This window comes from Chryseobacterium sp. SIMBA_029 (genome assembly GCF_046535275.1).
GTDB lineage: Bacteria > Bacteroidota > Bacteroidia > Flavobacteriales > Weeksellaceae > Chryseobacterium.
Map to the genome: position 1 here is coordinate 1 of NZ_JAWRXA010000628.1, position 251 is coordinate 251.

Annotated in this window: 1 protein-coding gene; it reads left to right on the top strand. The window is 62.5% G+C overall.

The genetic code is table 11. The features are described from left to right. Positions 1–251 (top strand): glutaminase (locus SB679_RS25490; protein WP_410705146.1); only part of this gene is annotated, 251 nt, incomplete at both ends.

A 251-nucleotide genomic window follows, 5' to 3' on the forward strand; every position in this document is an offset into this window, starting at 1 on the left:
CGAACTGGCCAACAGCCACCGCAATGCCTCACTGGCACACTTCCTGGCCAGTTGCGGCAATTTGGAGAACCCGGTGGACCTCGTCCTTGAGTCCTACGTCAACCAATGTGCCTTGGCGATGACCTGCGAAGACCTGGCGCTCGCAACCCGGTTCCTGGCAGCCAACGGCGTCGGCGCTGAAGGCACCCGGCTGCTGTCGCCCGCGCAGACCAAACGGATCAACGCCGTGATGCTTACCTGCGGAACCTATG